The 24,925-nt window shown below is 68.7% G+C and carries 25 protein-coding genes; 16 read left to right on the top strand and 9 right to left on the bottom strand.

What is annotated here, in order from left to right:
- The first annotated feature begins 12 nt into the window (after window positions 1-12).
- Entirely contained in the window at window positions 13-1,806 is a 1,794-nt protein-coding gene (locus tag ABD768_RS31740; RefSeq protein ID WP_344846738.1) for a hypothetical protein, read from the top strand.
- Window positions 1,807-1,914: 108 nt separating this feature from the next.
- Here ABD768_RS31740 and ABD768_RS31735 read toward each other — a convergent pair whose 3' ends face one another.
- The gene (locus ABD768_RS31735) at window positions 1,915-2,037 is read right to left on the bottom strand and encodes a hypothetical protein (protein WP_344846736.1); all 123 of its coding nucleotides are present in this window, start codon (window positions 2,035-2,037) and stop codon (window positions 1,915-1,917) included.
- Window positions 2,038-2,348: 311 nt separating this feature from the next.
- On the opposite strand from ABD768_RS31735, the gene ABD768_RS31730 reads away from it, so the two are divergent.
- Window positions 2,349-3,998 carry a sensor histidine kinase gene (locus ABD768_RS31730; protein ID WP_344846734.1) on the top strand — a complete coding sequence of 550 codons (1,650 nt, stop codon included), beginning with the start codon at window positions 2,349-2,351 and terminating at the stop codon, window positions 3,996-3,998.
- Between the two features lie 9 nt (window positions 3,999-4,007).
- Here ABD768_RS31730 and ABD768_RS31725 read toward each other — a convergent pair whose 3' ends face one another.
- Window positions 4,008-4,562 (bottom strand): hypothetical protein, encoded by a 555-nt coding sequence (locus tag ABD768_RS31725; protein ID WP_344846732.1) that lies wholly within the window; start codon window positions 4,560-4,562, stop codon window positions 4,008-4,010.
- 193 nt (window positions 4,563-4,755) lie between these two features.
- On the opposite strand from ABD768_RS31725, the gene ABD768_RS31720 reads away from it, so the two are divergent.
- The 4 genes from ABD768_RS31720 to ABD768_RS31705 all read left to right on the top strand — a co-directional run bounded on the left by ABD768_RS31720 (window position 4,756) and on the right by ABD768_RS31705 (window position 8,356).
- Entirely contained in the window at window positions 4,756-5,724 is a 969-nt protein-coding gene (locus tag ABD768_RS31720; protein ID WP_344846730.1) for an Acg family FMN-binding oxidoreductase, read from the top strand.
- Between the two features lie 115 nt (window positions 5,725-5,839).
- On the top strand, window positions 5,840-6,358 hold the full coding sequence (locus tag ABD768_RS31715; RefSeq protein ID WP_344846728.1) for a flavodoxin domain-containing protein: 519 nt from the start codon (window positions 5,840-5,842) through the stop codon (window positions 6,356-6,358).
- A 3-nt stretch (window positions 6,359-6,361) separates the two neighbouring features.
- The gene (locus tag ABD768_RS31710) at window positions 6,362-7,267 is read left to right on the top strand and encodes a carbamate kinase (protein WP_343965368.1); all 906 of its coding nucleotides are present in this window, start codon (window positions 6,362-6,364) and stop codon (window positions 7,265-7,267) included.
- Window positions 7,268-7,282: 15 nt separating this feature from the next.
- Complete coding sequence (locus tag ABD768_RS31705; protein ID WP_344846726.1) at window positions 7,283-8,356, top strand: acyl-CoA dehydrogenase family protein; 1,074 nt, start codon at window positions 7,283-7,285, stop codon at window positions 8,354-8,356.
- Window positions 8,357-8,412: 56 nt separating this feature from the next.
- Here ABD768_RS31705 and ABD768_RS31700 read toward each other — a convergent pair whose 3' ends face one another.
- Window positions 8,413-9,372: an N-acetylglucosamine kinase gene (locus tag ABD768_RS31700; RefSeq protein WP_344846724.1), complete on the bottom strand. Its 960-nt coding sequence runs from the start codon at window positions 9,370-9,372 to the stop codon at window positions 8,413-8,415.
- Between the two features lie 196 nt (window positions 9,373-9,568).
- Here ABD768_RS31700 and ABD768_RS31695 point away from each other — a divergent pair, with 196 nt between their 5' ends.
- Genes ABD768_RS31695 through ABD768_RS31685 form a run of 3 tightly spaced genes read left to right on the top strand, consistent with a single transcriptional unit; the run spans window position 9,569 to window position 14,123 of the window.
- The gene (locus tag ABD768_RS31695; RefSeq protein ID WP_344846722.1) at window positions 9,569-11,563 is read left to right on the top strand and encodes a PEP/pyruvate-binding domain-containing protein; all 1,995 of its coding nucleotides are present in this window, start codon (window positions 9,569-9,571) and stop codon (window positions 11,561-11,563) included.
- Window positions 11,560-12,777: an MFS transporter gene (locus ABD768_RS31690; protein ID WP_344846720.1), complete on the top strand. Its 1,218-nt coding sequence runs from the start codon at window positions 11,560-11,562 to the stop codon at window positions 12,775-12,777. Before ABD768_RS31695 ends, ABD768_RS31690 begins: the two co-directional genes overlap by 4 nt.
- Entirely contained in the window at window positions 12,774-14,123 is a 1,350-nt protein-coding gene (locus tag ABD768_RS31685; RefSeq protein ID WP_344846718.1) for an ATP-grasp domain-containing protein, read from the top strand. The genes ABD768_RS31690 and ABD768_RS31685 overlap by 4 nt, the downstream gene beginning before the upstream one ends.
- A 2-nt stretch (window positions 14,124-14,125) precedes the next feature.
- On the opposite strand, the gene ABD768_RS31680 is transcribed toward ABD768_RS31685, so the two are convergent.
- From ABD768_RS31680 to ABD768_RS31670, 3 genes are all read right to left on the bottom strand, one after another.
- Complete coding sequence (locus ABD768_RS31680) at window positions 14,126-14,839, bottom strand: hypothetical protein (RefSeq protein ID WP_344846716.1); 714 nt, start codon at window positions 14,837-14,839, stop codon at window positions 14,126-14,128.
- A gap of 18 nt (window positions 14,840-14,857) precedes the next feature.
- Window positions 14,858-15,217: a cupin domain-containing protein gene (locus ABD768_RS31675; protein ID WP_343965384.1), complete on the bottom strand. Its 360-nt coding sequence runs from the start codon at window positions 15,215-15,217 to the stop codon at window positions 14,858-14,860.
- Window positions 15,218-15,470: 253 nt separating this feature from the next.
- Entirely contained in the window at window positions 15,471-15,728 is a 258-nt protein-coding gene (locus ABD768_RS31670) for a hypothetical protein (protein ID WP_344846714.1), read from the bottom strand.
- A 90-nt stretch (window positions 15,729-15,818) separates the two neighbouring features.
- Here ABD768_RS31670 and ABD768_RS31665 point away from each other — a divergent pair, with 90 nt between their 5' ends.
- From ABD768_RS31665 to ABD768_RS31650, 4 genes are all read left to right on the top strand, one after another.
- Entirely contained in the window at window positions 15,819-16,727 is a 909-nt protein-coding gene (locus ABD768_RS31665) for an MBL fold metallo-hydrolase (RefSeq protein ID WP_344846712.1), read from the top strand.
- 27 nt (window positions 16,728-16,754) lie between these two features.
- Window positions 16,755-17,090: a PadR family transcriptional regulator gene (locus tag ABD768_RS31660; protein ID WP_343965389.1), complete on the top strand. Its 336-nt coding sequence runs from the start codon at window positions 16,755-16,757 to the stop codon at window positions 17,088-17,090.
- Between the two features lie 173 nt (window positions 17,091-17,263).
- Complete coding sequence (locus ABD768_RS31655) at window positions 17,264-18,064, top strand: hypothetical protein (protein ID WP_344846710.1); 801 nt, start codon at window positions 17,264-17,266, stop codon at window positions 18,062-18,064.
- 50 nt (window positions 18,065-18,114) lie between these two features.
- Entirely contained in the window at window positions 18,115-18,930 is an 816-nt protein-coding gene (locus tag ABD768_RS31650) for a DUF4184 family protein (protein ID WP_344846708.1), read from the top strand.
- Here ABD768_RS31650 and ABD768_RS31645 read toward each other — a convergent pair.
- Both ABD768_RS31645 and ABD768_RS31640 read right to left on the bottom strand, forming a co-directional pair.
- The gene (locus tag ABD768_RS31645) at window positions 18,896-19,783 is read right to left on the bottom strand and encodes an alpha/beta fold hydrolase (RefSeq protein ID WP_344846706.1); all 888 of its coding nucleotides are present in this window, start codon (window positions 19,781-19,783) and stop codon (window positions 18,896-18,898) included. The genes ABD768_RS31650 and ABD768_RS31645 overlap by 35 nt on opposite strands.
- 64 nt (window positions 19,784-19,847) lie before the next feature.
- Window positions 19,848-20,777, bottom strand: coding sequence for an RNA polymerase sigma factor (locus ABD768_RS31640; RefSeq protein ID WP_344846704.1), 930 nt, complete (start codon window positions 20,775-20,777; stop codon window positions 19,848-19,850).
- Window positions 20,778-20,959: 182 nt separating this feature from the next.
- Here ABD768_RS31640 and ABD768_RS31635 point away from each other — a divergent pair, with 182 nt between their 5' ends.
- Together ABD768_RS31635 and ABD768_RS31630 are read left to right on the top strand one after the other, a co-directional pair.
- Window positions 20,960-21,880, top strand: coding sequence for a lysylphosphatidylglycerol synthase domain-containing protein (locus ABD768_RS31635; RefSeq protein ID WP_343965399.1), 921 nt, complete (start codon window positions 20,960-20,962; stop codon window positions 21,878-21,880).
- A gap of 93 nt (window positions 21,881-21,973) precedes the next feature.
- Window positions 21,974-22,615 (top strand): cytochrome P450 family protein, encoded by a 642-nt coding sequence (locus tag ABD768_RS31630; protein WP_344846702.1) that lies wholly within the window; start codon window positions 21,974-21,976, stop codon window positions 22,613-22,615.
- Between the two features lie 106 nt (window positions 22,616-22,721).
- Here ABD768_RS31630 and ABD768_RS31625 read toward each other — a convergent pair whose 3' ends face one another.
- Complete coding sequence (locus tag ABD768_RS31625) at window positions 22,722-24,062, bottom strand: FAD-dependent oxidoreductase (protein ID WP_343965402.1); 1,341 nt, start codon at window positions 24,060-24,062, stop codon at window positions 22,722-22,724.
- Window positions 24,063-24,246: 184 nt separating this feature from the next.
- Between ABD768_RS31625 and ABD768_RS31620 the strand changes: the two genes are divergently transcribed.
- On the top strand, window positions 24,247-24,888 hold the full coding sequence (locus ABD768_RS31620) for an alpha/beta hydrolase (RefSeq protein ID WP_344846700.1): 642 nt from the start codon (window positions 24,247-24,249) through the stop codon (window positions 24,886-24,888).
- Window positions 24,889-24,925: the final 37 nt, after the last annotated feature.

Here is a 24,925-nt window from a genome sequence, read left to right as displayed (position 1 = left end):
ACGATGAGGCTGATGTCCACCTCGTCGAGGGTCCGCGATCTCCTCGACCGAGCCGACGCCGAGCGCGCGGCCGGCCGGGGAGACGCCGCGTCCAGCCTGTACGACGAAGCAGCGGCGCGATGCCGGGAAGCGGACGACCTCGACGGCTGGACCCAGGCGGTGCTCGGCGCAGCCACCGTCTACCTGTTCGGCGCCGAGCCGGGGAAGCTCCCCGCTCAGCTGTACGACGTACTGGCCAGGACCACCGACGACGCGACGAGAGCCCGCCTGGCCGCCGCGCTCACCCGCTGCTGGGCTTACGCCGGTCAGGCCGCGCGGGCTGCTCAGTTCGCGACCGAGGCGGTCGAGTGCGCGGAGCGTACCGGCGTACCGGCGTTGATCGCTGACTGTCTCGACGCTGCGCTCGCCGCGCATTGGGGTCCGGACGAACTCGAAGTACGCCGCTCACTCACCCGTCGCCTCGACGACGTCGCGGCCCATGTCCTCGATCCCGACGCACGTCTGCAAGCACATCTGTGGGGGCTGCAGGTCGCCTGCGAGAGCCTCGACGTCCCAGCGATCCACCGACAGTCGCGTGCCCTCGAACGACTCGGCGAGGAGTCGCCGCGAGCGCTCTTCTTCTCCGCCTCGCGCCGGCTGATGCTCGACGTGCTCAGAGGCCGGACCGACACCACCGCCGGGCTGATCGAGATCGCCACCAAGGCCGCCGACCAGGCCGCGCTGCCGGATTCGTGGATGGTGCTGATGGCGATGGCCGCCTATGCCGCAGCTCAGTCCGGCGACCTGGACGCCTGCGCGGCCGGAGCCACAGCTGCCGAGTCTTTCGCGTTGTCCGAAGGCATCACCGTGCTCTCCGCCGAGGCCGCCTACCTCTGGACCTGCGCCGGAGACCTCCCCCGGATCCGCGCGCTCGTCCACACCTTCCACGGGACCGTGCTCGACGAGCTCCCCCGCGATGTGAACTGGCTGCTGACCCTGCAGTGTGTCCTCGATGCAGCGCTCGCCGTCGCCGATCGCGAGGTCGTCGGCAAAGCGGCTGAGCTTCTCGGACCGTACGAAGGCCGCGCAGTGTTCAACGCCGGAGCCGTATGGTTCCACGGCGTCACCGACGACACCCTCGCCCGCGCCGCCGCGCTGCTCGGCGACCCCACCACCGCCGACCGCCTCCGCACCCGCGCCCTCGCCACCTACGACCGGCTCGACGCCCCCTGGTGGCGCGATCGTCTGGCTTCCTGGCCGTTCGAACCAGTTGCCCAGGACAACAATCAGGTACAGTTCCGGCCTGCGCCCGGCGGACTCTGGCTGATCGGCAGAAACCCAGCCGGTACGCCGCTGCGCGAACTCCGCGGCTTCGGCTACCTCCGAGAGCTACTCCGCCACCCACGCCGGCCGGTCGCCGCACTCGACCTCGTCGGCCCCGGGACAGCGATCGAGTCCGGCCTTGGCGAAGTACTGGACGAGCAAGCGCTCAAGGCCTACCGGCAACGCCTTCGCGACCTCGACCAGGAACTCACCGAGGCCGGGGAATGGTCCGATCTCGGCCGGCTGACCACCGTCCGCCTGGAGCGCGACGCGCTCCTGGACGAGTTGGCGCGAGCGACCGGCCTCGGCGGCCGCGCCCGAACCACCGGCTCCAGCCAAGAGCGCGCCCGGGTGGCCGTCAAGAAGGCGATCAGCGCCGCCATCGACCGGATCGCCACCGTCGACGAGCCGCTCGCCGACCACCTCCGCTCCACCATCCACACCGGCCTCACCTGTTCGTACGAACCCACCCCGAACGACACCCTGCAATGGATCCTCGACTGACGGCCGGCACCGAAGGTCCCGTCCACCAGGGGCCTCTGGCGCGATCCGCCGGCCGCGCGCTGGATGGAGGTATCGGTACGGCGACCGGAGGTGACAAGCGTGGAGAGGTCACCTCGACGGCTGGCGCTTCGTGCGTTCCACCGCGTAGACGGCCGCCTCCGCGATCAGGTCGAGGATCCTGCGTTCCTGCTCGGTCGGCGACTTGTACCGCGGGTCGTCATCGTCCTCCACCGGGTGCCGCAGCTGCGGCGAACGACCTCGTGGTCGTCGAGCAGGAACACCTTGATCGTCGTGTCGCCCCACGCCAGCTCTCACAGTCGGGACTGCGGCTCACACTAGACCGCTGCTGCCTGACGCGCCGGCGACGATGAGTAGGCTGCCGCGCTTCTTCGACCACGGCGGCCGCGCGGATCTCATCCGGCTGGGCATCGAGGTACTCGAGGGCCGACGTCTGGTCGCCCGGGAAGGGCGCCGGTCACCGTAGGTATCCAAGGCGGTCATCGTTCCGTACGGTGGGCCGCATGGCCGGTACCGGCAGGAAAGTGAGCAAGAATCGCGCGACCTGGGGCGAAGGCACCCTCGAAGCCCTGCTGGACGCCGTCGTCGGCATCGGCGCCGACCTCGACCTGACCAGCACGCTGGACCGGATCGTCACCGCCGCCTGCGAACTGGCCGGAGCCCGGTACGGCGCACTCGGCGTGGTCGGCCCCGACGGCAAGCGCCTGGTCCGCTTCATCACCCATGGCGTCACCGCGGCGGAGATCGCCGCCATCGGGCCGTACCCCGAAGGACACGGCATCCTCGGCCTGCTGGTCGACCACCCCACTCCGATCCGGCTCACCGACCTGGCCGGGCACCCGAGTTCCTTCGGCTTCCCGGCCAATCATCCACCGATGAGCAGCTTCCTCGGCGTACCGATCCGGACTCGCGGGCACGCCTTCGGGAATCTGTATCTGACCGAGAAGGCCGACGGCGCCGACTTCACCGCGGACGACGAGCGCGCGGTGACCGCCCTGGCGGCCGCGGCAGGCGTGGTGATCGACAACGCCCGTCTGCACGCCGACACCGAGCGCCGCCGCCGCTGGCACGAGATCACGGCCGAGATCACCCAGTTCATGCTCGGCGAGTTCGATTCACGGCAAGCACTCCAGCTGATCGCCGCCCGGGCTCGTGAGGTCTCCGGCTCCGTCCTCGGGATGGTCTTCCTGCTCGAGAAGGGCGAACTGGTACTACAGGCCGTCGACGGACCGGCGGCCTTCCACCGCTATCTGGGCCATCGGATGCCTGCCGACCGGCCGGTGCTCGGCGACGTGCTGGGCGGCGACGAGCAGTTGGTCGTCGAGGACCTGTCCGCCCTCGCCCAGGAGACCGGCCGGCTGGCAGACTTTCCCGAACTCGGCACCCTCGGCCGGGCCATCTTCGCGCCGCTGCCGGGCGGCGAGGACAGTACCGGCGGAATCTTGATGGTGGCCGCCGATCGCGACGCGGTTCTCGGCGTGACGGCCGGCACGGATCTGGTCCGGATGTTCGCCAGCCAGGCGACGCTGGCGCTCGACCGGGCGCAGGCTCAGCAGAACCGGTTGGTCCTCGCGGTGCTGGAGGACCGCGACCGGATCGCCCGCGATCTGCACGATCTGGTCATCCAGCGGCTGTTCGCCACCGGGCTGCAACTGCAGGGCATGCACCGGATGGTCCGTCCGGAGGTGCAGGAGCGCATCACCACCGCGGTGGAGGACATCGATGCCACCATCCGCGACCTGCGCGGCGCGATCTTCGAGTTGCAGAGCCAGCCCGGCCGGCAGTCGCTGCGCGCCGACCTCCACGCCCTCGTCGGCGAGTACGCCGGTCCGCTGGGTTTCCGCCCCGAGCTGATCATCACCGGGCCGATCGACACGGCCGTGTCCGCCTCGGTGCGGCCACAGATCGTCGCCGCGGTCCGCGAGTCGCTGTCGAACGTGGTCCGGCATGCCCGGGCCGGCGCCGTCGCAGTGGAGATCACGGTGACCGGTGTGGACGTGACGGCCCGGATCTGCGACGACGGGATCGGCATCGGACCGTCCGACCGGCGCAGCGGTCTGCGCAATCTCGAGGAACGGGCCGCCGCACTGGGTGGCGCCGTACGGCTGGAGGCCAACCAGCCGCGCGGCACCGTACTGGAGTTACGCGCGCCACTCAACGCCAACCCCAGCTGATCGGAGCGCTCACCGCAGCCAGGGGTACCGCTCGACGATCGGCAGCTCCGCCCACTGCCTGCCGAATCCCCAGACGTTGCCAGCGGCAACAAGCGCCAGGGCGACCAGGGTGATCGCGCCGATGATGTGATCGTCCAGCACCGGGTTGGTCTCCAGCGGCAGACTGGCACTCCACATCAGCAGGTAGAGCACCGTTCCGGCGACGGCGGCGATCCGCATCCCGATCCCGAGCGTGACGGCCAGACCGATGCCCGCCAGTCCGATCATGAACAGCGGGGAAACCCAGAAGTCACCGACCAGCGAGTGGTAGAAGCTCGCGAACGGTCCGGTGGCGCCTTTGCCCAGGAACCCGGCAGTCGGGTCGCCGCCGTCGATCCAGCCTTTGCCTGCCTTGGTGGAGAAGCCGAGGCCGAACAACTTGTCGGCGAAGGCCCACAGGAAAGTGAGTCCGGCGGCGATCCGGAGTACGGCGAGCGCGCGCCCGGCGTTGACGCTCGTACTGCGGGCCGGGCCGGCCTCCTTCACAGGTACCGAGCCGTGCAGCCGGTGCGACGTGGCGGTCATGGTGTTTCCTTCCATTGGGTGGGAACACCTGATCGTGGCGGCCGAGGTGGCACAGCCGGCAGAGCACGCGGTCACCTAGTTGGTGCCGAAGGTCCTGGCCGGGCGGGACTCATGCCTGCTGTGCTCCGGCGCCGCCTGGCCGAGGCTCAAGACGCGGCAGGAGTTGCCGCCCGATCAGGTCGTGGAGGCCCTCATGTCCGAAGACCAGCTGACGACCGAACAGATCGACGTACTGCTGGGCGCCGCCGCGGCCGCGCCGAGCATGCACAACACGCAGCCCTGGCGGTTCGAGGTGAACGGCCCGGTGATCGACATCTACCTGGACGGATCGCGGGCGCTCCTCGCCGAGGACCTGACCGGTCGCGCAGGACGGATCGCTGCCGGGGCAGCCACCTTCAACCTGCGCTGCGCCGCGGCTTCGCTGGGCTACGACAGCTGGTTCGGCCTGCTGCCGAGCGCGTCCGAGCCGGATCTGGCCGCCCGGATCGTCGTGCAGCCGACGGACAGCCCCGACCGCGAGCTCAACCAGCTCTTCGCCCAGATCCCCCGCCGGCACACCAGCAGGGAACCGGTCCGCCCGGTCGAGGTGCCGATCGACGATCGGATGGCACTGAGTCGTGCGGCGATGGCCGGCGGTGCCGAGCTCACCTGGTTGCCGGCCGACCAGGTCCGCGAAGTACTCGCTCTGCTGATCGATACCGACCTACGCGAGATCGGCGACTGGCACCGCCGCGCCGAACGCGCCCGCTGGGTCGGCGGCGATCGCAGTACCGACGGCGTCCCCAGCTCGGTGCTGGGGCCACGCTCGGACACCTATCCGGCGCCGGTTCGCGACCTAGGGACCAGGCCCGCCGATCAGACCCGCCCCACCGCGACCTTCGAGACCGAGCCGGCGTTGGCTGTCCTGTCGACCGCCGGCGACTCCGAAGCCGGCCAGCTCGCTGCCGGCATGGCCCTCCAGCGCACATTGCTGATCGCCACCCGCGAGGGTCTGAAGGCGGCGTTCCTGAACCAGCCCCTCGAGTTCGACGACCTGCGCCGCACGGTCCAGCGCATCACCGGCAAACCCGGCTTCGCCCAGATGATCATCCGGTTCGGCCACAGCACCATCCACGCCACCACCCCCAGACGCCTGCTCGCCGGCATCGCCGACAGGTCCTGATCCCCCCGCCGCCACTACCGATCGGCATGGACGGCTCGACGCAAGCATCCGAGCTGCCGGTCGGCCCGGTCGCCGTGACACAGGCGACGATCGTTACCAGGTGAGGAGAACACCGATGTCCAGCAAGGTTCTGGTCGCCTACGCCACCAAGATGGGTTCGACGGCAGGGATCGCCGAGGCGATCGGCACTGGGCTGCGCCGGCACGGGCACCAGGCCGACGTACGGAACGTGACCGCGATCGAGTCGGTCACGAAGTACGACGCCGTCGTCGCCGGCAGCGCCATCTACCTGCGCCGATGGCGTCCGGAGGCGGTCCAGTTCCTCCGCCAGTACGCCGGTGAGCTCCGCGACCGTCAGGTCTGGTTGTTCCACAGCGGCCCGGTCGGTCCCGACCGCGAGCAGCTCTGTTCGATGCCCCACAACGTCAGCCGGCTCGCTCGCCGGATCGGTGCGACGCCCGCGATGACCTTCGCCGGCGCGCTCGACCCGGACACGGCCAAAGGCTTCCTCGCCCGCCACCTGGCCACCGGCGAGCTGGCGACCGACTCCCGCGACTGGGAGCTGATCGCCGCCTGGACCGAAGATGTCGCCGCCGCAATCTCGGCCTCCCTGACCGCCCGCATGGGAAGCTGAGGCATGCGCATAGTCATTGCACTCGGCGGCAACGCCCTCCTGCGCCGGGGTGAGAAGCCCGATGCCGCCGTCCAGCTCGCGCACCTCGTCGCGGCGGCTCCCTCGCTGGCCAAGATCGCCGCCGAACACGAGCTGGTACTTGTCCACGGCAACGGTCCGCAGGTCGGACTGCTCGCCCTCGAAAGCACCGCGGACCTGAGTCTCTCGCGTTCGTACCCGCTCAGTGATCTGGTCGCCGAGACGCAAGGCATGATCGGCTACTGGCTCCAGCAAGCGCTCAGCAACGCAGGCCTGGCTCGTCCCGTCGTCACCCTGATCACCCAGACCGTCGTCGCCGCCGACGATCCTGGGTTCGACCGTCCCAGCAAGTTCATCGGGAGCGGGTACGCCGAGGACAAGGCCCACCAGCTCGCCAAACGGAACAACTGGACGATCCGCCGCGACGGCAACAGCTGGCGACGAGTGGTGCCCTCCCCCAAGCCTCAGCGCATCGTCGAGCTCGACACGGCCGACCTGCTCCTGCGGAGCCAGACGACTGTTGTCCTCGCGGGCGGGGGTGGTGTACCGGTGACCGAAGGGCCTGACGGTTTGACCGGCGTCGAGGCGGTTGTCGACAAGGACTATGTGGCTGCCTTGGTGGCGACACAGCTCAACGCGGATCGGCTGGTGATGCTCACCGACGTACCGGCGGTGTACCTCGACTATGGGACCTCGACCGAGCGACCGCTGCACGACATCACCCTGGCCGACCTGGACGAGCACACCTTCCCAGCCGGCTCGATGGGGCCGAAGGTCGCCGCCGCCCGGCAGTTCGTCGCGGAGACGTCCGGCCGGGCAGCGATCGGATCACTCGACGACGCCACTGCAGTTGTCGCCGGCAGCGCCGGGACTCAACTCTCACGTACCTGAGTCGGAGGACATGAGATGACCGAACCTCTGCTCGACCGGGTGCAGGCCTATGCCGATAACGTGCTTCGCCCGCGCGCGCTGGAGACCGACCGGACCGGCGTCACCGAGCAGACCGTGCGCGATCTCGCCGAGCTAGGCGCTCTCAACCATCTCGCCTCAGCGGAGTACGGCGGTGCCGACCTCGATCGCGGCGCCGATCGTCGCCTGCACGAACTGCTCGCCGGGGGCTGCTACAACACCTGGCTGGTCTGGGCCCAGCACGCGCCGCAGGTCGGGCGGATCCGGCAGGCTGTCGAGCAACCGGGGTCCAGCTTTGATGGGGAGCTCGCCGATCGGCTGTTGCGTGGCTCGGTATTGCTGGGGGTCGCGCTCAGCGACGTGCGGCGGTATCCCGAGCGGTACGTCGCAGTCCGGCGTACCGATGGCGGTTGGGTGTTCGACGGAACCATCTCGTGGGTCAGTGGCTGGGGACTCAACCAGTGGATCGGCGTCGCCGGGGTCGATGCGGTCGATCCGGCCCGGCCGCGGGTGGTGCACGCGCTTGTCCCGATCGGCGACGGCGTCATCGGTACGCCGCTGCGCCTCAGCGCCGCAAACGGCAGCCGGACCGAGCGCGTCCAGCTGACCGGCGTCGAGGCGCCGGACCGCCACGTCATCGCAGTACAGGATCTCGACACCTGGCGAGCGGCCGATGTCGCCGGAGCCGCAGATGCTCGTGCACACCATTTCGGGCTGGCAGCCACCGTGCTCGACGAACTACGCGCCGGCCCGCATCCGGCCGCACACAAGGTCGCTGAGGTCTGGGCACCCAGGGTCGACCTGATCCGCGAGCAGGCTTACGCACTCACCGATGCGGTCACCGCGGCCGGCCCCGATGCCCCACAGCGCATCGACGAAAGGCTCGCCTTGAAGGTCGCGATCGGCGATGCGCTTGGCGTCCTGACCCGTGCACTTCTCATCTCCCGTGCCGGGCGGGGTCTGTCCGCTGACGACACCGCCCAGCTTCACGCCCGCTCAGCCCTCTTCGCCTTGGTCCAAGGCCAGACTTCGGCGGTCCGCGAAGCCCAGCTCCGCGCCTTGGCCACCTAGAGCCCAGCGCCACGCTCTGGCCAGCTCCGCGCTCTGGCCGGCTCCGCGCTCTGGCTCTAGAGGGTCAGCTTGGTGATGGAGTCTGTGTTCAGCGGGCTGCCCGCCAGCCGAGCTGCGTAGAGGGCGGCGCCGAGGACGGGCGAGAGCATCGGGTCACGCAGGTCGACCGGCTCCTCGGCGAGATGCTGCTGGAAGGCAGTGCGGACCTCGTCGCTCTTGAAGACACCGCCCGAGTACGACACCGGCACCACCTCGCCGGGCGCGTAGCCGAGCTGCGCGATGGTGGATTTCACCAACCCCGCAAGGGATCGACCGGCTTCGCGCAGGATCGCAGTACAGGCTTCGTCGCCGTCATCGGCGGCCGCGGTGACCAGCTGAGCCAGCGACGCGATCCGGGCCCGATCGCCCTGCCAGCGGTTGAGAACCACGTCGACGAGATCCAGGTCCGCGGCCAACCGTAGGTGCTCGGCGAGATGCTTCCGCAGCGGACCAGGAGCCAGCCGACCGTCGGACATCTTCGCGAAGGTGTTCAGGCCGCGGATCGCGATCCAGTACGCCGATCCCTCGTCGTCGAACAGCTCACCCCAGCCGCCGACCCGAAGCCCGTGGCCGTCGCGTTCGCCGTACGCCATCGACCCGGTCCCGCCGATCACGTTGACGCCGTCGATCGCGCCCAGCGACCCGGCCCAGCCGGCGACCATGTCGTTGTCGCAGCTGTAGCGCTGGTGCCCGAGCACCCGACCGGGAATCGCGTCCAAGGTCGCCAGGTCAGCACTGACCTCGCCGTATCCCGGCAGCGCGAAGAACGCGTAGGCCAACTGCTCGGGCGGCACACCCGCTGCGCCGCAGACCGACTCGACGCCGTCGCGCAACACCTGCTCGACCAGCTCGATGCCCTGCCCGAGGTAGTAGCAGCTCGGCGCCACCGTGCTCGCCAGCACTTCACCGGCACTGGACACCAGGGCGAAGGCGGTCTTGGTGCCACCACCGTCGACTCCTAGGAAGACACCGGACACGATCGCTCCCCTCGTTGCAATAATCTGCACAGATTAGCATTCAATTGTGCCTTAATGCACAGAAAGCATGTCAGAAGTTAATCGATTAAGCGTCCACAAATGATGCCTGCGGCAACTATTAGCAGCGCGTGATTGTGCTCACAGAGGGTTAGATAAACTACCCTGAGTGGCATTGTTTACCTTATTGTGATCTCTCGTGCCTACCGCTCCCGCCCCTTCTGCCCTGGCCGCCATCGTCCCCGCTCTGCCCGCTGATCGCCTCACCCTGGCCGACTTCTCGGGCCTGGCGACCACCGTCGCCGGCTATCCCTACGTCAAGCTCGTCCTCGACCAGCAGACCTCGACGGTCCACCTGATCGACGGCGCCGAGCGCATGCTGCACGTCCAGTACGTCGCCGAGCGGATCCTCGGCATGACCCGGGCCGAACTGGCCCGCAACCTGGACGCGTTCAACGACTCCGTCTACCGCGCCGGCGACCGGCGATTCCTGCTCGGGACGCTCGCGCTGCACGACCGCCCGGAGTACGGCGGCCTGTTCTTCTCACTCGAGACCGTCGAGGTCGACACGATGGGTCCCGACCTGCTCGGCGCCTTCTACACAACGGTCCGCGCTCTCGTCGACGACGCCGTACCGGTGCTGCTGAAGCCCGCGAACCATCTGCAGGAAGGCTTCCTGCAGGGCACGACCGCGCCGCTGATCCTCGCCCACGAGCTCTACTCCACCGCGCCGTACGTGCCGCTCAACCCCGGTACGACGACCGGCCGCCTGCGCGTCTTCGCCGATGAAACGGCCTACCGCACCACGACCGATCCGGTGCGCTGGCACGACATCCTCGTGATGGAGCGGATGCCCGACGACATCCCGCGGGTGTCCGGGCTGATCAACGCCAAGCACACCACCCCGCTGTCGCACACCAACGTGCTCGCCGCCGGCTGGGGCATCCCGAACGCCATCCAGCAGGGCGCATTGCGAAGCCTCGCCCAACTCGACGGCAACTGGGTAGAACTGACCGTCGACGCGGCCGCCAATGCCTTGGCCGTGCGCACGATCACCCGGCCGGACTCGGTCGACGCCGGCCCGCCCTGGGCAGTCACCCAGGTCGACATCGGCAAGCCCGACCTCGCCGCCGCCCAGATCCTCCCGCTCGAGCAGCTGCGTTCGACGGACGCGCATCGCTTCGGCACCAAGGCCGCCAACCTCGGCGAGCTGACGGCGGTACTGCGCGACGGATCGCCTTACTGGCTCGGCTTCTACGAGAAGCCGCGACCGCCGCGGCCGCACCTGCTCGAGTACCTCGCCCGGCAACTCGGCACGACCGGCACCGATACCGGCGTACTGGACCAGGCGGCGCAGCGGATGGTCGCCGAGCACGTCGTCGTACCGCGTGGGATCGCGTTGCCGTTCGCGTTGCAGCAGCAGTTCCTCGAGTCGTCGCCGGCCATCCAGCAGACCATCGGCAAGCTCAAGATGGCGCTCGCCCTCGGCGGCGAGATCGACGGACTCTGCGCCGAGCTGGGCGCGCTCATCCGCGAGACCCCGCTGCCGGCCGAGCTGCGCACCCTGATCGAGGATTCGGTACTACGCCACCTGACCGGCGCCGGCCGCGTCGTCGTCCGCAGCTCGTCGAACGCCGAGGACCTGATCGGCTTCTCCGCCGCGGGGATCTACGAGTCGGTGCCCGAGGTCGAGTCGATCGAGGACGTCATCGACGCGATCCAGCGGGTCTGGGCCTCGCTCGTCACGACTCGCGGCGTACTGCTCCGCGACGAGGCCGGCATCGGACTGTCCGACTGCTTCATGGGAGTCGTCATCCAGCAGCAGCTCGATGGGGCGCTCGGCGGGGTCATGGTCACCACGAACCCGCTCGACCGGACCGACTTCCGCTCGGTACTGCTGAACCTCGCCCGCAATTCGGTCGACGACGTCGTCTCGGGTGCTCGGGATCCGCTGCAGCACCTCTACAACACGATGGAGGGCGGCAGCCGGACCGTGGCGATGGGCGCCGAACCGGCTGACGTCGACGACCAGGCGAAGGCGACACTCGGACGGCTCGCGCTGATCGGCCGGTTGCTCCAGGCCCATTTCGCCGGTGCCGACGGATCCGTCGATGCGCCGGTTGATGTCGAGTGGCTCGTCGACGGCGACCGGATCGTCCTGCTGCAGTGCCGTCCGTACCAGCTCGCCGCGTGAGCGCCCCGACTCCCGAGGCGACCCGGGTCATCCGTCGCTACAACGCTTTTCAGCTCTTCGCCGGGCTGCTGTGGTGGTTGCCGGTCTTCTATGTCTTCCAGCGCTCGGCCGGGCTGTCCGACCAGCAGATCTTCTCGATCCAGAGCATCTTCTACCTGGCGTTCTGCCTGCTCGACATCCCGACCGGGATGATCGCGGACCGGTTCGACTACCGGCGCTGCCTGCAGGGTGGCGCTGTCATCCTCGTGGTGGCGAACGTGATCCCGGTCTGGCAGCCGACCTTCATCGGGTTCCTGGCGCAGTTCCTGTTGATCGCGCTGGCTCATTCGCTGTTCTCCGGCGCGGGCAGTGCTTATCTGTACGAGTATTTGCATCGGACCGGAAACGACGCGGCGTACCAGGGGGCCGAGGGATCGGCGCGCGCCTGGACGCTGATCGGGCGGATCGTGTGTCTGCCCGCCGCCGGCTTCCTCACTGCTTGGTGGGGTCCTTCGCCGTACGTGTTCTCGGCTGTGACGTGCGGGATCGCCGCTGCGATCGCCTTCGGTTTCCCTGCTCTCCCGAGGACGGACGAGGACCCCGCGGTTCCTGAGCCGGTGTTTCCTGCGCTGGCCGGTGCGCTCCGGTCGTTGCGCTCGTCGAAGCGGCTGATGCTGCTGATGGCGCAAGGCATCGCGATCTTCACGCTGGTGCGGATCGGGCAGGCCAACCTGTTCCAGCCGATCCTGGAGTCGAAGCACCTGCCGCTGCACTGGTTCGGCGTACTGATGGCTGCGACGACTGTCTTCGAGGTGGCGGGCGCCGCGCGTTCGAAGGTACTGGCTCGCTTCGGGCAGATCCGGGTCGTGCTGGTACTGACCGTGCTGATGGCGATCGCGCTTGCCTCTGTCATCCCACTCGGGCTGGCCGGGACGATGGTCTGTCTCGCGGTGTTCTCGCTCGCGTCCGGGCTCGCCTTCCCCGTGCAGCGCAAGCTGGTCAACTCCGCCATCACCGAGCCGTCCCGGCGGGCGACGCTGCTGTCCGTGGAGTCGCTTGCCGACCGCGCCGTCTGCGCCCTCGTGGTGTTCGTCCTGGGCTGGTTTCTCAGCCGTGGCGCGATGTCCGGCTTCCTCGTCGCGCTTGCGGCAACTGTCACCGTGGCGATGGTCGTTCTCGCCGTACTCGTCAATCGCAGCCGCGACCGCGCGGCCGTCAAGGAGCGTGTCGCGTGAAGAAGATTCTGTACGTCTACGTCAAGGGCGGCGCTCCCCTGGAGACCGCGTTCCCCCGGATCGCCGCCTGCGGAGAGCTGCATGTGCTCGCGCTGTCGCCGTTGCCCGAGGCCGCGAAGGAGATCTGGGAGCCGTGCTGCACGAGCATCACCGTGCACCCGGGCGGGCTGACGCCCGGTGAGCCGGTGGTGGAAGCGATCGTCGCGCATGCTCGTGAGCTTGGTGCGGATGCGCTGTTCACGCTGTCGGAGTTCGCAGTACTGGCTGTCGCCAACGCTGCGGATCGGCTCGGTCTGGCCGGTGCCGGGCCCGGCATCCGGGTGGCGCGTGACAAGCGGCTGATGCGGCAGGCGTGGCAGGCTGCCGGCGTACCGATACCTCGGTTTCGTCGGGTCGACTCGGCTGCTGACCTGCATGGTGCGCTGGCCGCGTTGACTCCGCCGCTGCTCCTCAAGCCTGCGTGGGGCGCTGGGTCCGTGGCTCAGCTTGTGCTCACGTCTGCGGATCAGGTCGCTGACGCCTGGGCGGAGATCGAGCAGGCGCTGGAGCTGGGCGGCCAGGTCGGCATGAACGAGCTGTACGAGCAGAACACCGACGCCGACCGGCTGGTCGAAGAGATCATGGACGGCACCACGGAGGGCTGGTACTCCGATCCCGGGTACGGCGACTACCTGAGCGTCGAGGGCATCGTTGCCAAGGGCAAGTACCATGCCCTGGCGATCACCGCCAAGCTGCCGACCGTACCGCCGTACATCGAGGTCGCCAGCACGTCCCCCTGCGTCCTGCCCGAGCCTTTGCAGCGCCGGATCGAAGAGGTCTCCCGCCGCGCCGTCGACGCCCTGGGCCTGGACACCTGCGGCACCCACACCGAGCTCAAGCTCCGCGCCGACGGCGAACTGGTCGTCATCGAGGTAGGCGCCCGCTTCGGCGGCCTCCTGACCACCCGCCAGGCCGAAATCGTCTTCGACCTGGACCCCATCGGCATGCTCATCCGCGAACAACTAGGCGAGCACGTCGACTACCCACCCGCCATGCTCGTCGAGGGCGGCCGGGCCGCAGCCTCCGTCGCCGTGGTCCCAGCCAACTCAGCCGGCACCCCCTGGCAAACCCAACCCCTCTGGCACCCCGACCAGGTGGACTGGTCAACGCTCCTCTCCCCCGGCAGCACCATCGCCCCCGTCCCCGCCTTCATGCTCCCCACCGGCACCCGAGTCCCCGAATTCGACCCCTCCGGCGGCTCCCGCAACTGGCTAGGCGTCTTCCTCCTCACCGCCGCAGACGCCCCGACCTTGTTGCGCGACTGCCGCGCCATCCTCGACGGGATGGAAGACGCTCTGCCCAGCTAGCTTCAGGGCAACAGCACGCGCCAGACCGGTAGGTAGGCGGGGCGATCGGGTTGGCCGATCAGGTAGCCGGTCAGCCCTGTCTGCTCTGCCACGGTGATCTCGGCGGGGGTTTCGCCTTCGTAGAACGAGTGGCAGGGGGCGGCTGCGTCGCGGCCCCGCTCGAAGAGGGCTGGGGCCGGCTTGGACTCGGCTTTGGTACGCGGGGTGAGGATGCGGTCGCCGAAGAGGTCCCAGGGGAAGGGGTGCGACTCGGCCCAGGACGAGTTGACGTACGCCTTCGTCGCGGCGGCCCGCTCGGCGTCGGTGGCACCCCACTCCGGCGGCACGTTGGTGATCAGCCCGACCGGTACGCCGACCGCCCGCAGCAGCAACAGATGGCGCAACGCACCCGGCATCCACGTCATCCGCCCAGGCACCGAGGTATCCACCAAGGTGTTCCCAAGGTCGAACCACACCACCGAGCACGAAGACCGACGCCGCCCCGCCGAATCCGCGGCGATTACCGGTACGAGGGCACTCGCTGGCGCGACCGGGACGGCAGACGTCGGGGCAACCCGTACGGCGCTCAACGGCGCGACCCGCACCGCGGTCGCCGGCGCGACCCGTGCGGCGGTGGCCGGAGTTGCCTGTGCGGCGAATGCCGTGGTCAATCCGGTCGAGGCCAGGAGCGTGGTTGTTGTGGTGAGGGTCAGGGCCAGGCGGGTTAGGGGGTGCACGGGACTCCTTGGGGGCGGTTACTCGAGCCAGATGGTCTCGAAGGTGGAATTCTCGTGGATGTGGATGGCTTCGTAGCCATCGGGGCCGGTGGAGAACTTGTGGGGTGTCTCGGCCGGTACGACGATGATCTGGCCGGCCCGGCCGACGAGTTGGGTGTCGCCGACGGTGAAGGTGGCCGAGCCGCGGCGGATGACGAAGGTCTCCGGGTAATGGTGCAGGTGCAGGCGCGGGCCGACGCCCTCCTTGGTGGTGGACTCGAAGATCAGTGAGACGCCGACCCCGCCGGGCAGCTCCTCGTAGTTCTCGGTCCAGTCCTCGCCGTCGTCGCGGCCGTCGGACCGCTCGACGACGAAGGCTCCGCTCGTCAGCTCGCTCATGGGGTTCCTCCACGGTAATGAACACGGTGCTTGAGGTCAGTCTCGGCCCTTCCCCGGGTCATCGGCCGGTAGTTGCTGACAGCAACAGTTTCGGCCTGGATTCCAGCCCGCTTCAAACGCGTGCTGGGTAAAGGATTTCGCGCGATTGTCAAGACGTCGCAGGGAACGGTTCGGTATTCGGCCGGCATCGATGCCGGACCAGGTCGGGGAAGTTGAGGCTGGGCTGGTGACAGGCACCGGGTCTGCGGGGACACTATCGGTGACCGAACCAGTAGGGCCCGCTTGCATTCCGTGACCGGGTTCTCATCGCACCGGCCGAACTCCCATGCACGGCATCGAACAACGGCGGCATTCCCAGCTGCTCGACCGCCACCGTCATCCCACTCGAGTACGCACCCCGAGAACTCCCACCCCCGATCAGCAACACCACCCGCGCATCGTCTCGCCGATGCCCCGGCGTACTCCCCTGCTCCTTGCGGGCCCGCAGCAACCGAATGACGTCGTCGTCCATCCACCCTTTATAGGCCGGTATCGTCCCCGAAGTCTTCTTCGAAGGCTTCCGCCAACGAGCTGCCGCCGGCCCCCTCTAATCTTGGGTGCCATGCGCAACTCAATGACTCCGCCGGCCGCCGTCGAGATCAGTGAAGGCATCTACGCCTACCTCCAGCCGGACGGGAGCTGGTGGGTCAACAACGCCGGCTTCCTGGTCGGCCGGCGAGGCGTGATCAGCGTCGACACTTGTGCGACCGAGAGCCGGACCCGCGACTACCAGGCGACGATCGGCAAGTTCAGCGACCAGCCGGTACGGACGATCGTCAACACCCATCACCACGGCGACCACACCTGGGGCAACGCGCTGTTCACCGGCGCGACGATCGTGGCCCACGATCACCTCCGCGCCCAGATGGAGGCCTTCGGACCGCCCGCGCAGCTCCCGTTCTGGACCCCGGTCGAGTGGGGCAACCTTCCGCTGGAACTCCCCAGCCTCACCTTCGCCGATCGAGTCACGCTCTGGAACGACGACCTGGCCTGCGAAGTCCGGTACGTCGGTCAGCCCGCCCACACGACGAACGACTCGATCGTCTGGATCCCCGAACGCTCGGTCCTCTTCACCGGCGACCTCCTCTTCAACGGTGGCACGCCCTTCGTCCTGATGGGCTCGGTAGCCGGCTCGATCGAGGTCCTGGAAACCGTCCTCAAGCCGCTCAACGCCACGACGATCGTCCCCGGCCACGGCCGGCTCGCCGGCCCATCCCTGATCGACGACGTGCTCGGCTATCTGCGCTTCATCCAGGAAACCGCCGAGAACGCCAGGGCAGCCGGCCTGTCTCCCCTCGAAGCAGCCCAGAACACCGACCTCGGCCAGTACGCCGACCTGCTCGACGCCGAGCGCATCGTCGGCAACCTCCACCGCGCCTACTCCGAACTCGACGACTCCCCCGTCGACCTGATCGCCGCTCTCACCGACATGGTCACCTACAACGGCGGCCCGCTGATCTCGCACGCCTGAGTACGGTCAACGGAATACTCTGTCCGCATGACCGACCGAGGGATGCAGGAGCTGGCCCTGCTGTTGCTGACGGCGCTCGCCAACGAGTCGCGGCACGGGTACGCGATCGCTCAAGAGGTCAAGGCAATCACCGACGGGCGGGTGGCGCCGCGCACAGGCGCTCTCTACGGCGCTCTGGATCGGCTCCTCGCCGAGGGGCTGATCCAGGTAGAGCGCGAGGAAGTGGTGGGCGGCCGGGCGCGGCGGATCTTCGCACTCAGTCCAGCCGGCCGCGAGCGACTCGAGGCTGAAGCCGAGCGCCTGGCAGCCACCGCCCGCGAGGTCCGCCGACGCCTCGCCGGCGGCACCGCCCCCGCTACATGACCGGCCCCTTCCACCAGGACCCGACCAACCCCCTCCGACCGCGACACCACGCCAGCCCCCTTCGGCGGCGGCATCTCGCTGGCCTCCTTCGGCGGCGGCACCTCGCTGGCCTCCTTCGGCGGCGGCACCTCGCTGGCCTTCTTCGGCGGCGACACAACGCTGGCCTTCTTCGGTTGTATCCGGCCGGCTATCGAGAGGCGTACGGCCGCGAGATTCTCGACGTGCATCGCGACCTGACGATGGATCTCCCTCTCCCGGCCCGGCTGCGCGCGGACGCCGACCTGATCGCGCATGCCCTCCGGGTGCGCCTAGGCCTCGACTCCGCCTCCCCCGCCGGCCGCTTCATCGCCCTCACCACACCCTTCTCCCTGGCGGTCGCCGCAGCGTACGCCGGCATCCAACTCATGCGCTGGTACGCCGGAATCGCCCTCTCCCCCGGCTCGACCCGCAGCCACCTGGCCACGATCGACATCCCGCAAGCACTCAACATCCTCCAGCTCGCGCTGATCACCACCGGCGCCATCCTCACCCTCACCCGCCGCTGGCCCGCCGGCCGATTCCTCACCACCACAGGCCTCCTGGCCTACGCCACCCAGTGGACAGTCACGCCCAGCCTGTACGGCGACGGACCATTCGAAGCCCTGGCCGCAACCCTGACAGCCGCCACCGTCCTCGCCTGTCCCCCCGACCTCGCCACCTCGGGCGACACCCAGGACGGAGGGCGGAGGTTGGCTGTGATGGCTGGGTTGATGGCAGCCATCGCGTGGTTTCCGGTGGCGCTTGTCGAGACTCGGGCGTTTGTCGTCAGCACGGACTACGGCGCCTGGCCGTTGCTGACTCTTGGGCTCACCGGCATCGCCCTGGCGTTCTACGCCCGGCCGGCCGGTCTGCGCCTACTGGCGGCGACCGCGGCCGCCTCGCCGTTGTTCGTTGCGCACGCCTACGTGACCGGGGTTTTGGAGATAGTCCGTTGAAGTGAGTACTCTCGGGTGCGGACTATCCCGAGCAGAGAAGACGACCAACCATGCCCTTCACCCTGGCCCACCCCGCCGCCGTACTTCCTCTGCTGCGCCATCCCTTCGTCCCCGCAGCCCTGGTCGCCGGCTCGATGGCCCCCGACGTCCCGTACTTCCTCAGAGCCGCAGGCATCACCTCAACCACAGCAGGCGACTGGTACGAGCCCCTGCTCAACGCCACCCACACCCACTCCCTCACCGGCCTCCCCATAGACCTCCTGTACGCCGTAGCGCTGGTGCTCGCCTACTGGCTAATCCGCGCCCCCATCACCGCCCTGCTCCCTCCTGGCCTGGCCCTCCCCCAACCCACGTCAAAGCCAAGGCCCGCGCCCGCGACGAGCAGCAGCAACCACGGCCGGGGCCGCGCCGGCCCCCAGTACATCGGCTGGCTGGTTGCATCCGCGCTGATCGGCGTCGGCACCCACCTGCTCTGGGACGCCTTCACCGACGCCGATCTACTCCCCGCACAACGCCTACTCCAGTACGCCAGCACAGCCTTCGGACTGGTCGTCGTCACCTGGTACCTGTGGCGACACCGCACCCAACTCCGCACCACCGAAGACAGGACCCACCACCTCACCCCGGCGGTGCGGCACCTAGTACTGGCACTACTGATCGCAGCACCTCTACTTGGCGCCGCAGTGCTAGCCCACCGCGACTACACCGACTACCAGACCGATTCGGCCGCCTGGACCGCCATCGCAGAAGGCGTTCTGACCGGCGCGGTCAAGAGGGCGGGCGCCGCACTAGCGATCGCCCTCTTGCTCTACACCGCAGCCTGGCAGGCCATCAGACCCTTACAAAAGAAGTCACCGCAGCACTGAAAGCCTCAGGCTCCTCCAGATGCCCGAAGTGCCCGCTCTGCTCCAGCACCGCCAACTGCGAACCAGGGATCAGCTTGTTGAGCTCCTCCGCCCACCGCATCCCACAGATCGGATCGAACCGACCAACGATCACCAGCGCCGGCGCCGTGATCGACCCCAGCACCTCCCGATCGTCGATCACATCCGGTACCCCGTCCGCGTCAACGCCCGAGATGTAAGTGCCACTGACCATCGCTTGCAGCGGCTCGAACTCCTCCCGCCGGTTCCAATAATCGGCAACGTAGAGCGGGATGATCCCCGCCAGCGCCACCGTCATCCCCTCATCGGTCGAGATCGCCGGAATCGACTGCACTGTCGCCAGCACCTGAGGAAGCTCCGGATTGCCCTCCTGACGGGCGATGAACGCATCAATGTTGCGCATGAACTCAGCACCGTGCTCAGGCCCGGTGACCGGCGCACTGTCGTACAGGATGATCCCGGCCAGCCGCTCCGGATGCGTCACCGCATAGCGCTGCACCACGAAGCCCCCATGCGAGTGACCGAGAAGGTAGACCGGGCCGGCACCGAGCCGATCGATCACCCCATCGAGGGCCGAGACATAGCGATCACGGGTGTAGCCGTCCGGATGACTCGCAAGCCGCCCGGAGCCGCCCGTACCGATCGGCTCGACGTAGACCATCGTGAGGTGTGACTCCAGCAGCGGCATCCTCAGGTACTCCCAGAAGACGCCCGGCCCACCGGAGTGCGCGACGCACACCGGCCCGCTGCCGTGGACGTGGTACCGCTGGGCGATTCCGTTCAGATCAATGGTGTGCGTACCCGCGGTCAGCGGGTTCGGATCGAGGTTGGTCATACCGGCAGGACGCAGGCAGAGAAACGAAGTTCAAAGCAGTCCATGTGACCTGGGCCACGAAAGGTCAAGCGGCGACAGGGTGGTACAGCCGCAGTTCCTTGACCAGGCCCTTCGACAGCGACATCAGCCAAACGGCCGCCGGTGGGCAGTGCGAAGGATCGTCCGGCGGACTGATCAGATCCGTCTCCCAGATCGCGATCTCCTGGCTGGCGACAACATGCCTGAGCCGCTGATGCACCCCAGCCTCCAGGTCGCCCTCCATCCCGCGCAGCAAGAACGAGCGCCCGCCGATCACCGACCCACCCATGATCAACGCGACATCCGGCGCCCACCGCTCCGCCAGCACCCCCGCGAACCGCCCCCGCTCGGCCTCCGCCAGCGTCTCCAACCCTTCCCGCCGGCTGGCCTCGGTCAACGCTCCCGCGTCGCCATGCGCAGCGTCCGCAGTACCGCGCAACGCCTCGGCCAGCCGAGCCCGCCCATGGCTGAGCCGACTGCGCACCGTTCCCACCGGTACGCCGCAGACCGCCGCGATGTCCTGGTATGACGTGACGCCGGTGCTGAAGTACCGCAGCATGACCGCCATCCGGATCGGCGTCGGCAGTTCCTCGACCGCCCGCCAGATCCAGTCGCGCGAAGCGTGCTGATCCAGCACCTGCTCGGGCGTCGACGAGGTAGATGCCAACGGCAAGCTTTCGATCGGTACCACCGCCCGGCTCGACCCCGCCGCTCGCAGCCGAGTCCGGCACGCATTGCGGACGATCATCCGCAGCCAGGGTCCGACAGCCGCCGGATCCCGTACATCCCCGATCCGCCGCAACGCGACCAGCGCCGCATCCTGCACGGCATCCTCCGCATCAGGCCCGAACCCGAGGACCCCGAGCGCCACCGCCCGCATCCCGGCCTCATGCCGCTGAAGCAGCACCCCCAGCGCACCGACATCGCCGCCCTGAGCCAGACGCGTGAGCTCGGCGTCGGTACCCCCGCTGACCATGCCACCAGCCTACCGAGGCACGTTACGACACCAGATATTCAACTCCGGTACCCCACCAGTCACAGCAGAACCGCGTGTCCCGTCAAGATGCGGGGGCATCGTTGCGGAGCTATGGTCTGAGCGACGAGTCCGGTCGCCCACCGGTTGAGGAGCTCGGTCTTTCCCCTGGAAGGAGGCCCGCGATGCGCGCCGGCCATCAGCAGTTCAGCGCCCTGCGGCGCTGGGCCTTGACGATCATCGGCAATCGCACCGTCCGCGTCGTCGCCCTGCTGGGCGCCGTCGGACTGTCGTTGTGGAACATCGAGCGGGTCCCGCATACCGCGGTCCTGCCCGCGATGATCGGGCTGCTGCCGTTCGCGATCGGCAAATACGTCCTGTGCCCGCTGCGCTGGCACTCGCTGTCCACCAGCGGCCGCACTCGCTGCTGGCACGTGCGGGCCTATGCGGAGAGCGAGATCCTCGGCCTCATCTCGCCCTGGCACGCCGGCGCCGACCTCTGGCGGATCCACCGGCTGGAAGGCACCGGCGTACGCCGTGCGCCCGCCGTCGCCGAAGTCGCACTCGACCGCTTCGTCGGTACGGTCGGGCTGACCTGTGCCGTCGCGGTCTGCGGCGTCGCGTTCCCGCGGACCGTGCTGATCGTCGCCCTCAGCCTTGCCGCCGTCGTCCTCGCGGTGGCGCTGATCGTGAATCGGCGGCACCCCCGGCTCGCCGGGCGCTGGCCGTGGCCGTCGCCGAAGGTCTTTGCCGGCGGCATCCTTTTGTCGGTCGGCTACCAGGCGACGATCCTCGGCCTGCTGATCGGCGCGCTCCACGCGGTCGGCGACTCGGTGTCGGCTTTCCAGCTGGCCGCGGTTTTCGGAGCCAGCCAACTCGCCGGTGCGCTGCCTGGCGTTCATGGCGCCAGCCCGCGTGAGGGCGCTCTGGTCGCTGGGCTCGCGTCGATCGGGGTTCCGTGGACGGCCGCCTTCGGGGCGGTCGCACTGACTGCGCTGCTCTATTGGGTCCCGGCACTGCTCATCGGCGGCACTTTCCTTTTCCTGCGTTGGCGTGGCTGGTTCACAGAACCGGTACTGGCCAGACCGGCCGACCAACTCGCGTAGCCAGCGAGGGAGCCGACGCCTGCTTGGCGATGGGCGCGGGGTCATCGGTCGGTTCGGTCGGGACCGAAGCAATCAGCCCGTACGGTCGTTGCTGTGCTGACCGATCCGAACTACCTGGTCCCGACCACTCCCCCGGCGGCAACCGGCGTCGCCTGGCTGCGCTCGTCCGTCGCCCGCTTCAGCAACGGCCCAACCCACGCCCGCCGCCGAGCACTGGCCGTCGACTCGCTGGCTGCCATCCGCCCCGATGACCTTCGAGCGCTGGCGGCCCACCGAGGCACCGGACCGGTCGAAGTACTCGCTGAAGCCCTGGGTCTGTCCCCATCGATCGCCGATGACATCGCCATCATCGCGAAGTCCTACCAGCCCCACACCGAAATCACCCAAGAGGCCGACGAAGCCGTAGCCCGCCTGGTAGCTCTGCTCGGCTCCAACGATGAGCACACCGCAAACCTGATCGCCCTACTGGTCCAGGCCTGCGACGCAACCAAAGCCCTGGTCGCAAACACCCTCGCCGGCCACACCGGCCCACCGGTCCCCAAGACCCGCCGCATCGCCCCCGACGGCACAACAGTCGAGATCGACCTGACCGACACCCCCTTCGGCGCCGGCCCCCACGCCTGCCCCGCCCACCTCCACGCCCTCGCCCTAGCTGACGGGCTGACCGCAGCCGGCCGTCAGCCCGGCGAACTCCGTCGCTCAGATGGAGCGTCTCGAGCACCAGCAGCGCCCTGACCACCAGCGCCGCCCGCTATCCCCGACCCCGCCGAGCCGCCCCGAGCCGACCCGAGCCGGCCCCAGGCCGTGCCCGGGCCCAGCCGGGAGGCTTGCCCCCTTTGGCCTAGCCCTGGGAGGCCTTCAGCATGTCTTCCCGGGGGACTACCTTGATGCGTTCGCGGCCCTCGGACTGGCCCAGGGACTGTTCGTGGGCGTCCAGGCGGGACCAGCCGTCGGCGTCGACGACGGTGGCGCCGCGGTCGGCGAGGTGGGCCAGGATTGCGTCGGGGTCGGAGACCTCGGGCCGCGGCAAGGCGTCGACATCGGCCAGCAGGCTGGCGATCGTTTCGGCGGCGTCCGACTTGGTGTGGCCGATCAGGCCGATCGGGCCGCGCTTGATCCAGCCCGTGGTGTAGAGCCCTGGCAGCGGTACGTCGTCGATGTCGAGCACCCGGCCGCGATCGTTGACGATGACCCCGGCCTGGTGGTCGAACGGGATGCCAGGGAGATTCGAGGAGAGGTAGCCGACGGCGCGATAGACGGCCTGTACCGGCGTCTCGACGTACTCGCCGGTGCCCTTCACCGTCCCATCACCCTGCAGCTCGGTCCGCTCGGTGCGGAGCGCCTCGACCCGGTCGGTACCCAGTACTTCGACCGGTGCCTGGCAGAGGTGGATGTGGATGCGGTGCTCGGCGCCGGTCGGCTCGGCCTCGAGGTACTTGAGCAGCGTGTCGACCATCAACCGCGTGCCCTTGTTCGTGTTGATCGCCTGCTGGCTCGCCGCGTCGATCTCGAAGCCCTCGGGGTGCACGATCACGTCGACGGCCGGCGAGTGCGAGAGCTCGCGCAACTCCATCGGGGTGAACTTGATCTGCGCCGGACCGCGCCGGGCGAACACGTGCACGTCGGTGGCCTGGTTGGCCTTCAGCCCGCGGTACACGTTGTCCGCGATCTCGGTGGTGAGCTGCTCGTCGGCCGGCTTGGCCAGCATTCGGGCCACGTCGAGCGCGACATTGCCCGCTCCGAGGACGGCGATGTGGCGGGCTTCCAGTGGCCAGTCACGCGGTACGTCGGGGTGTCCGGCGTACCAGCTGACGAAGTCGGCCGCACCGTAGTTGCCCGGCAGGTCGATGCCCGGGATGTCGAGCTCGCGGTCGGTGATCGCGCCGGTCGCGAAGATGACCGCGTCGTAGTGCCGCCGCAGGTCCTCGAGCTTGAGGTCGGCGCCGTACTCGACGTTGCCGAGGAACCGGATCCGGTCCCGCCCGACCACCCGGTGCAGCGCCTTGATGATCTCCTTGATCCGCGGATGATCCGGCGCCACGCCGTACCGCACCAACCCGAACGGAGCGGGCAGCCGCTCGATCAGATCGACCGTGGCCGTATCGTGCTCCTTGGTCAGGATGTCAGCCGCGTAGATTCCCGCAGGCCCGGCGCCGACGACGGCGACTCGGAGGTCTCTCACGATCTCCCCAGTTCCCTGATGCTAAATTAGGCAAGCCTTACCTAATCACCCTATCCGTCCGCGACCCTGATCCCCAACTCTTGAGATTTAATTCACAAGCGTGGTCCGGTGATACCCTCAAGGCATCACAGCCGGCAGATCAGGTCTTGGACGACACTCGCCCGGCGCGAGCAGAGTCAGAGCTATGAAACCCGGAATGAACCGCGACGCCGTGCTGTGGTCAGCATCCGAGACCGACCGAAATCAACGGCCCGTCCTGGTAATGCTGCACGGCTGGAGCTACGACGAGACCCACCTGTACCGCCTCCTGAAACCCCTGCTCCCGGCCGACCTCGTGGTCGCCTCGATCCGGGCACGCATCCCGGAGGCAGGCGGCTATGCCTGGTTCCCGAGCGCCGGCAACCCGATCGGCGATCCTCGACCGGAGGTCGCCAACGCGGCCGCCGAAGACGTCCTCGACTGGCTGCGAACCATCGACGCGCCGTCGATCGGCCTGGCCGGTTTCTCCCAGGGCGGTGCGATGGTTCATCAACTGATGCGCCTGGCCCCGGATCTTCTCGCGTACGGCGTGAGCTTCGCCGGCTTCGTCGTACGGGATCAGCAACCCGGCGACGCCACCCTCGCCACGACGCGCCCGCCGATCTATTGGGGTCGAGGCCACAACGACTCGGTCATCCCCGCCCCCGCCGTCGACCGCACTGAGCGGTGGCTGAAGCAACACGCCACCGCCGAGACCCACATCTACCGCAACCTCGGCCACGACGTCGCCGGTCAGGAGATCCCGGACGCGGTCACCTTCATCGCCGGGCAGTCGGCCTTCGTGTGAACACACTTGGGGTGGCCCGCTCGGCGGACCACCCCAA

This window comes from Kribbella ginsengisoli (assembly GCF_039537185.1).
Taxonomy (GTDB): Bacteria; Actinomycetota; Actinomycetes; order Propionibacteriales; family Kribbellaceae; genus Kribbella; species Kribbella koreensis.
Note: the sequence above shows the minus strand (reverse complement) of the source record. Positions and strands in the feature narration are given on the sequence as shown.

What these genes read in the sequence shown, in the direction of transcription:
- ABD768_RS31740 (WP_344846738.1), top strand. Translation starts at nt 13, where the DNA reads ATGTCCACCTCGTCGAGGGTCCGCGATCTCCTCGACCGAGCCGACGCC.
- ABD768_RS31725 (WP_344846732.1), bottom strand. Translation starts at nt 4,562, where the DNA reads ATGACCGCCACGTCGCACCGGCTGCACGGCTCGGTACCTGTGAAGGAG.
- ABD768_RS31720 (WP_344846730.1), top strand. Translation starts at nt 4,756, where the DNA reads ATGTCCGAAGACCAGCTGACGACCGAACAGATCGACGTACTGCTGGGC.
- ABD768_RS31715 (WP_344846728.1), top strand. Translation starts at nt 5,840, where the DNA reads ATGTCCAGCAAGGTTCTGGTCGCCTACGCCACCAAGATGGGTTCGACG.
- ABD768_RS31710 (WP_343965368.1), top strand. Translation starts at nt 6,362, where the DNA reads ATGCGCATAGTCATTGCACTCGGCGGCAACGCCCTCCTGCGCCGGGGT.
- ABD768_RS31705 (WP_344846726.1), top strand. Translation starts at nt 7,283, where the DNA reads ATGACCGAACCTCTGCTCGACCGGGTGCAGGCCTATGCCGATAACGTG.
- ABD768_RS31675 (WP_343965384.1), bottom strand. Translation starts at nt 15,217, where the DNA reads ATGAGCGAGCTGACGAGCGGAGCCTTCGTCGTCGAGCGGTCCGACGGC.
- ABD768_RS31670 (WP_344846714.1), bottom strand. Translation starts at nt 15,728, where the DNA reads ATGGACGACGACGTCATTCGGTTGCTGCGGGCCCGCAAGGAGCAGGGG.
- ABD768_RS31665 (WP_344846712.1), top strand. Translation starts at nt 15,819, where the DNA reads ATGCGCAACTCAATGACTCCGCCGGCCGCCGTCGAGATCAGTGAAGGC.
- ABD768_RS31660 (WP_343965389.1), top strand. Translation starts at nt 16,755, where the DNA reads ATGACCGACCGAGGGATGCAGGAGCTGGCCCTGCTGTTGCTGACGGCG.
- ABD768_RS31650 (WP_344846708.1), top strand. Translation starts at nt 18,115, where the DNA reads ATGCCCTTCACCCTGGCCCACCCCGCCGCCGTACTTCCTCTGCTGCGC.
- ABD768_RS31645 (WP_344846706.1), bottom strand. Translation starts at nt 19,783, where the DNA reads ATGACCAACCTCGATCCGAACCCGCTGACCGCGGGTACGCACACCATT.
- ABD768_RS31640 (WP_344846704.1), bottom strand. Translation starts at nt 20,777, where the DNA reads ATGGTCAGCGGGGGTACCGACGCCGAGCTCACGCGTCTGGCTCAGGGC.
- ABD768_RS31635 (WP_343965399.1), top strand. Translation starts at nt 20,960, where the DNA reads ATGCGCGCCGGCCATCAGCAGTTCAGCGCCCTGCGGCGCTGGGCCTTG.
- ABD768_RS31620 (WP_344846700.1), top strand. Translation starts at nt 24,247, where the DNA reads ATGAAACCCGGAATGAACCGCGACGCCGTGCTGTGGTCAGCATCCGAG.